This window comes from Necropsobacter rosorum (assembly GCF_964241405.1).
GTDB classification, from domain to species: domain Bacteria; phylum Pseudomonadota; class Gammaproteobacteria; order Enterobacterales; family Pasteurellaceae; genus Necropsobacter; species Necropsobacter rosorum.
This window is the reverse complement of sequence record NZ_CAXSXF010000001.1, coordinates 843,829-850,497: the sequence shown is the minus strand read 5'-3', so window position 1 is coordinate 850,497 and position 6,669 is coordinate 843,829. Positions and strand designations below refer to the sequence as shown.

At 46.1% G+C, this 6,669-nt stretch carries 7 protein-coding genes and 1 rRNA gene; 2 read left to right on the top strand and 6 right to left on the bottom strand.

Annotated features, from left to right (window positions below; translation table 11 throughout):
• The 6 genes from ACESOH_RS04050 to ACESOH_RS04025 form a co-directional block, all read right to left on the bottom strand.
• Positions 1–69: ribosomal RNA gene (locus tag ACESOH_RS04050) — 16S ribosomal RNA — on the bottom strand; the annotation flags it as partial.
• Positions 70–424: 355 nt separating this feature from the next.
• Positions 425–805: a hypothetical protein gene (locus ACESOH_RS04045; RefSeq protein ID WP_373099828.1), complete on the bottom strand. Its 381-nt coding sequence runs from the start codon at positions 803–805 to the stop codon at positions 425–427.
• Positions 806–867: 62 nt separating this feature from the next.
• Positions 868–1,698 carry a PTS mannose transporter subunit IID gene (gene manZ / locus ACESOH_RS04040; RefSeq protein WP_373099827.1) on the bottom strand — a complete coding sequence of 277 codons (831 nt, stop codon included), beginning with the start codon at positions 1,696–1,698 and terminating at the stop codon, positions 868–870.
• A 14-nt stretch (positions 1,699–1,712) separates the two neighbouring features.
• On the bottom strand, positions 1,713–2,510 hold the full coding sequence (locus ACESOH_RS04035) for a PTS mannose/fructose/sorbose transporter subunit IIC (RefSeq protein WP_373099825.1): 798 nt from the start codon (positions 2,508–2,510) through the stop codon (positions 1,713–1,715).
• Between the two features lie 18 nt (positions 2,511–2,528).
• Complete coding sequence (locus ACESOH_RS04030) at positions 2,529–3,488, bottom strand: mannose/fructose/sorbose PTS transporter subunit IIB (RefSeq protein ID WP_373099824.1); 960 nt, start codon at positions 3,486–3,488, stop codon at positions 2,529–2,531.
• A gap of 295 nt (positions 3,489–3,783) precedes the next feature.
• The gene (locus ACESOH_RS04025; RefSeq protein ID WP_373099822.1) at positions 3,784–4,446 is read right to left on the bottom strand and encodes a TfoX/Sxy family DNA transformation protein; all 663 of its coding nucleotides are present in this window, start codon (positions 4,444–4,446) and stop codon (positions 3,784–3,786) included.
• 371 nt (positions 4,447–4,817) lie between these two features.
• Here ACESOH_RS04025 and recA point away from each other — a divergent pair, with 371 nt between their 5' ends.
• Together recA and recX are read left to right on the top strand one after the other, a co-directional pair.
• Positions 4,818–5,891, top strand: a complete 1,074-nt coding sequence (gene recA, locus ACESOH_RS04020) for a recombinase RecA (protein WP_032093315.1) — start codon at positions 4,818–4,820, stop codon at positions 5,889–5,891.
• Positions 5,892–5,970: 79 nt separating this feature from the next.
• Positions 5,971–6,429: a recombination regulator RecX gene (recX, locus tag ACESOH_RS04015; RefSeq protein WP_373099820.1), complete on the top strand. Its 459-nt coding sequence runs from the start codon at positions 5,971–5,973 to the stop codon at positions 6,427–6,429.
• Positions 6,430–6,669: the final 240 nt, after the last annotated feature.

The following is a 6,669-nucleotide window of genomic DNA, read 5'->3' as shown; positions in this document are numbered from 1 at the left end:
CCGTTCGACTTGCATGTGTTAAGCCTGCCGCCAGCGTTCAATCTGAGCCATGATCAAACTCTTCAATTCAAGTTCAATCGCTCAATAACTGCTACTAGCTAAAAACTATTACAAAAGTAATGAATTTCAAGTTAAGCACTTATTAAGACTTCAAAATTAAAAAATATTTTCAAATAAAGTCAATCAACAAGTGCCCACACAGATTGTCTGATAAATTGTTAAAGAACAGTTGCATGAAGCAAGGCGTGTAATTATAAACACAATCGTTCATCTCGTCAAGCGGTTATTTTTCCGTTTCAGTAAAAAATCGACCGCCGCTTTCGCCTGCCCGCCGTCATCGCGGCTGCGGAGGCGTATTATAGAGATTTGGCTTATGGGATCAAGTAATTTTTATAGAAATGTTATTAACCGTTATTTTTTTAACCTATTCGGTTATTTCTAATGCTTTTTTCGCACATTCCTGCAACATCTGCACCTCTTGCTTGCCTTTGTCTGATAACACTTTGTTATCCGTCAGAATCTGGCTTGAACGCGCAAGAATAAATTTCAGATAATCCAGATTACCCGTTGCCTCATACTGTTTTTTAGCAAAATACATATCCGCAAGGTCTTTATTCATCTGTGAAATCAGCAATTTCTGCCCAAATAATACAATTAATGCCACCACTAACGCGATTACTGTGCCATAGCCATCGGTCGGGTAATACAATATGCCGCCGATCACAAAAAGTGCGGTCACTAAAATCGAACTATTTTTTATATACCCTTCCGCAGGCGGTGCGTTAAACAATTCTCTGAATTTCATATCCGTTCCTTATCAACAAAAAATCGGGCAGCCTGAGCCGCCCGACATCATATCACGAAACATTATGCCAAAATACCGAAGTGATAACCCAGAATACCCACACCGAATAAGGCGAAGATAATATACATCGCATTGATTTTCTTACGTAACAGATACATACATAAAAACGTCAATCCCAGTGCGGCCAGCCCCGGCAGCAATTCATTCAATACGCTCTGTACCGTAGTCACCACTTCTTCGCCGGCTTGATTGGTATAACGGGAGAGTTCTAACGGAATATTGATGCTGGTCCATTTCGAGACCAATGCACCCATCACAAAAAGGCCGAGAATCGACGCTCCCTGTGTCAGCTTTTGCAAACGGCCGCCGCCAATATCCTGCACAATTTCAGTACCCTTGGCATAGCCGTATTGAAAACCGTACCAACGGGTCAGCGCACGAAAAATATTAATACCGATAAAAAACAGCAATGGTCCCAGTAAACTGCCGCTGATGGCAAGACCTGCGCCCAATGCCGCCAATACCGGACGCAAAGTTCCCCAGAAAATCGGATCACCAACCCCGGCCAGCGGCCCCATCAGACCGACTTTCACCCCACTGATCGCAGCATCGTTAATATCCGTTGCCCCATTGGCGCGTTCCTGCTCCATCGCCGCCGTCACACCGATAATTGATGAGGCGACCCAAGGCTGCGTATTGAAAAACTCAAGATGACGCTTTAATGCCGCAGCCTGATCGTCTTTATTGCTGTATAACCGTTTAATCGCAGGAATCATCGATACGCAAAATCCCATTGCCTGCATACGCTCGAAGTTAAAGGAACCTAACAAAAATGTCGAACGCCAGTAAGTGCTGCGAATATCACCTGATGTTAATTGTTTTTTCTCTGACATAATAAAATTCCTTCTTATAGACCTTCAAGTTCATCATCAGCAAGCGTTTTGTGCGACGAGCTTTGCGGCAGCGTCGCTTGATTAAAGCGCGGATTCAATTGAATATAAACCAACGCTAAACATGCACCCAGCAAACCTAAACCAACCAGATTATAGTTAGAGAACGAGGCGATCACGAAACCGATAAAGAAAAACGGCATTAACGCGCCGGCACGCATCATATTAATCACCATGGCATAACCGACCACAACAATAAATCCGCCGGCAATCTGCAAACCGCGGGTCACCACTTCCGGAATCGCATCCAACGCGTGCGTTACGGTATCCGTTCCCGCCACTAAAGCGACAAAAAAAGCCGGTACCGCAACACGCAGCGCCTGTAAAGAAAGCCCCGCGAAATGGCAGAATTCAATACCGCGGAAATTAGCTCGACTGGCAAAATCATCAGCCTTATGCTGCAGAAAAATCGTCAGCGTACGCACAAAAATCGTCAGTACCTGACCGGCTGCGGCAACCGGAATGGCTATCGCAATCGCTGTGCCTTTATCCTGTCCGCCTTTGATCACCAAAATCGCCGCAATAACGGAGGCCAGTGCCGCATCCGGCGCCATGGCCGCCCCGACATTCATCCAGCCCAGCGCCAGCATTTCCAGCATACCGCCGATAATAATCCCGGTGGTCAAATCCCCCAACACCAGACCGATTAAAGTACAGGCCACCAAAGGACGATGCGTCTGACGCTCGTCAAGCACACTGCCCATTCCACAAATCGCCGCGACCAGCGTCACAAGCACAATTTCCATAGGAGTCATACTGTTATCCTCTATTCATTAAAATTTAACTGCATTAAGTTTTTGTTTAGTCAATACATCCCGCGGGCTGCTGGCAACCTGTTGCAGTGTGAGATCAACACCTAAATCCAATAACTTATTGAATGCCTCGACATCGGCCTGACTGACCGTTACCGCCTGCGAAAGTTGCTGATTGCCTTCTTTATAAGTCATGCCGCCGACATTCACTTTATCCACTTTCACACCGCCGTCGATCAAGCGTAAAATATCCGCCGGGTTTGTCACAAGCCATAAAATATTCTTACCGGCATATTTCGGGTTATGGTAAACCTTGATCGCTTTTTCCACCGGAATAACATAAGATTTCAAATTTTCCGGCGCCACCTGCAGCAATAAATCACGGCGCAACGCATCATTGGCGACCTCATCGCTCACCGCAAAAATCGCCTCGCATTTCACCGCTTTCGCCCAAGACGTCACCACCTGACCATGGATCAAACGGCTGTCAATGCGCAGTAAGGAAATGTTCATCTTGCCGTTAAGTGCGGTCGGTTTTTGCACTGTTTCTGCCGCAACGGATTTCTCAACCGGTTTAACCGGCTCCTGCCGTTGGCGGAAAGATTTCACCGCCGCCACGCCAACTTCTTTGGCCGTATCAACCAATTCAGGCAGCGTCATCTCCGCCTTGGCATCCAGCACCTCCAGCAGCATCGGCAAACTGACTCCCGTTACAATATCGGTATTCTCACCGCGTTGCGCCGCTACCCGGCTCGCCGCGTTATAAGGACTGCCGCCGAATAAGTCCACCAGAAACAACACCGGCTCATTTTCCGCCAGCGTTGCAATGATCGCATTGTATTTCGCCACCAAATGCTCGCCGCCCTCGCCGGGCAGAAAGGTCACGACATGGGTATTTTCATCTTCGCCGTACACCATCGCAGCAGAATTAACTAATTCCTGTGAAAATTTACCATGTGTCGCAACGATAATATGGGTCATTAATAACCTCCATCTCATCAAAAGAATTGAAAAATCGTTTCAGCAAGCAAATCAAAAAATAAAGCAAACGTTTGCTAAAACGTCGCTGAGTTTAATCCGTATAAAATCGGCGTCAAATATATTTTTTAAAATCCGTGATCCCGATCAAATAAAAACAACGAGTTATTTCATGACGCCGGCAAAAAGCAACCGACTTCATCACACAAGGACAATAAAAGCCAATCGTTTTTATCCAATGAATTACGGATACCGCTTGATTACGGATAAGACGGCAGTTCGTCCGGCTTACAGACCGTTACCTTATTCCGCCGGCAGAAGATTTTACCGGGCGAAATCCGGCACAGTTCAGCTTGTTATTCAAGTCATATAACGCCTGTTCTTTTTCCTTTGCAGTCAATAAATTAACATGTTTATTCAGCAGCGCCGCCGTCAGGTTCCAAAACAAAATCATATTAACCGACAGGCCGCACTGTTTTAAACGGACATAACAATTAGCCGCTCCGACCGCCTTAAATGCGGCAATACTGTTCAGCCCGATTTTAGCCAGCAATCTTTCATGCTTAACGGATAAATTAGGCAATGCTTTAATCCGGTTCTTTTTAGCCAGCGCTTCGGCCAGCCGTTGCGATTTAATTTGCGCAATGGAAAGCAAAATCAATTCCCGGCAATAGTCTTTGTTCTGCAAAATGGCTTTTGGTAAGCGATAATAATTACTGATATTTAAACCGATGTTGTGCGTTAAGGAGGAATAAGATACCGCGCCTTGACGTTCCAGATGACTCGCCAGCTCATCTTCGGCGCGCAGATAAAAATTTCCGTTTTGATATATACCGAACATCAATTCGTCCTTAAATAATCCGTATCCGGTAAATAAATTTCTGGCGGTGACATGCCCTATCAGCTCGTTTAGTAACTGTCTGATCTCCAGCGTGTTTGCTTCTGTCACGGTCATTGTCATAACTCATTCCTCCTTGATTAAAAAAGCGCCGAAACAACGTTATAGCATATGATTATTTTTCATATGGAGTTTATTAATAAGCAAATTACGAATTTGTGATACAGATCGTGAAACTGGTATTTTTTGCATTAAAAACCACGGAAAATTCAAGCTGACGGCTTGCGAACAGGAAAGGTCAGGGCTAAAAATGGACCATCGATAAACTACTGGTAAACATGTACATCGCCACTGTGCATTTGACATTAACGGCCTATATCTCATGCATAATGCACAACAGCATAAAAAGATCAAAATTTCACTTGATACTGTATATCAATACAGTTAACATTATACACTGATTTAGAACACACAATTTCGGCAGAGGTATGACAATGGCTACGGCTACACAGGAAGACAAAGCAAAAGCACTGGCGGCGGCATTAGGTCAGATTGAAAAACAATTCGGTAAAGGCTCAATTATGAAACTGGGTGAAACCCAAACGCTGGATGTGGAAGCCATCTCCACCGGCTCGCTCAGTCTGGACGTCGCGCTGGGTATCGGCGGTTTACCGATGGGACGTATTGTAGAGATTTTCGGACCGGAATCCTCCGGTAAAACCACTCTGACCCTTTCGGTCATCGCACAGGCGCAGAAAGAAGGAAAAACCTGCGCATTTATTGATGCGGAACATGCGCTGGATCCGATTTACGCGGCAAAACTCGGTGTTAACGTCAAAGAATTGCTGGTTTCTCAGCCGGATAACGGCGAACAAGCGCTGGAAATTTGTGATGCTTTAGTGCGTTCCGGTGCGGTCGATGTCGTGATTGTGGACTCGGTCGCCGCGTTGACTCCCAAAGCGGAAATCGAAGGCGATATGGGCGATTCCCACATGGGGCTACAGGCGCGTTTAATGTCGCAGGCATTGCGTAAATTAACGGCACAGATTAAAACCTCGAATTGTCTGGTGGTCTTTATTAACCAAATCCGTATGAAAATCGGTGTTATGTTCGGTAATCCGGAAACCACCACCGGCGGTAACGCACTGAAATTCTACGCCTCCGTGCGTCTGGACATTCGCCGTACCGGCGCCGTTAAAGACGGTGATCAGGTGATTGGTAACGAAACCCGCGTCAAAGTGGTAAAAAACAAAGTGGCACCGCCGTTCCGTCAGGTTGAATTCCAGATTCTCTACGGCGAAGGCATTTCCAAAAACGGCGAACTGATTGAACTCGGCGTGAAGCATAAACTGGTTGAAAAATCCGGCGCATGGTATTCCTATAACGGTGAAAAAATCGGTCAGGGAAAAGCCAATGCAATGAAATGGCTGACCGAACATCCTGAGCAGGCGGCGGCGCTGGAAGCCAAACTGCGTTCCGAATTGCTGGCTAATCCGGATAAAAGCCTGATGGCAGATATTGAATTATCGGAACAGGAAAATATCGCCGAGACAGACAGCGATTTTTAATGCGGACTTCGGGCGGAAAAAGTGCGGTGATTTTGACCACACTTTTGCTTGAATCAGATTAGGTTCACAGGAGACGATAGTGTCATCTTTAGCGCTCAGTTATGTGGTCGGCTTGCTTGCGCGACGTGAATACAGCGAATTTGAACTGCGTTGCAAAATGCAGGAAAAAGGCTTTTCCGAGCAGGAGATTGCGCAAACCTTGGCATATTGCCAGCAAAAACACTGGCAGGACGATAAACGCTTCAGCGAAAACTATCTGCATATCCGTTCCCAGCGCGGTTACGGCGTCAACCGGATCAAACAGGAATTATACCAGCTGAAAGGGATCCCCAAAGAGACGATCAATGCGGTATTGTCGGAAAGCGATATTGACTGGCCGGCGCTGGCGCAATCCGTACTGCGTAAAAAATTTCCCGACTACCGTGAAATGCGGGATTATAAATCCAAACAGAAAATCTGGCGCTATATGCTATCGCACGGTTTTTCCGCCGAAGAATTTACCGCGCTCGTCGGAAGCGGTGAAGACGAAGAATACTAACCGCGTGATTCTACCGCCGGCAGACTGCAAAACCGTCTTTTACGGCGCCGGAACATTTTCTTTGCATTCTTGTAACGGCTGCAACGAATGCAAGCCGGCGTGTTTTATGTGTGCGATAACATGACACTGCATTGAATTTGAATCGGATAAATATTCCGCCCAAATCCCGCTATTCCGCTTTGTACAAACCCCGCTCAATGATAAACTAACGCCAATTTTTTTAATTCAAATCAGATGAAA

Coding starts and splice junctions, on each gene's coding strand:
- ACESOH_RS04045 (WP_373099828.1), bottom strand. CDS start 805: ATGAAATTCAGAGAATTGTTTAACGCACCGCCTGCGGAAGGGTATATA.
- manZ (WP_373099827.1), bottom strand. CDS start 1,698: ATGTCAGAGAAAAAACAATTAACATCAGGTGATATTCGCAGCACTTAC.
- ACESOH_RS04035 (WP_373099825.1), bottom strand. CDS start 2,510: ATGACTCCTATGGAAATTGTGCTTGTGACGCTGGTCGCGGCGATTTGT.
- ACESOH_RS04030 (WP_373099824.1), bottom strand. CDS start 3,488: ATGACCCATATTATCGTTGCGACACATGGTAAATTTTCACAGGAATTA.
- ACESOH_RS04025 (WP_373099822.1), bottom strand. CDS start 4,446: ATGACAATGACCGTGACAGAAGCAAACACGCTGGAGATCAGACAGTTA.
- recA (WP_032093315.1), top strand. CDS start 4,818: ATGGCTACGGCTACACAGGAAGACAAAGCAAAAGCACTGGCGGCGGCA.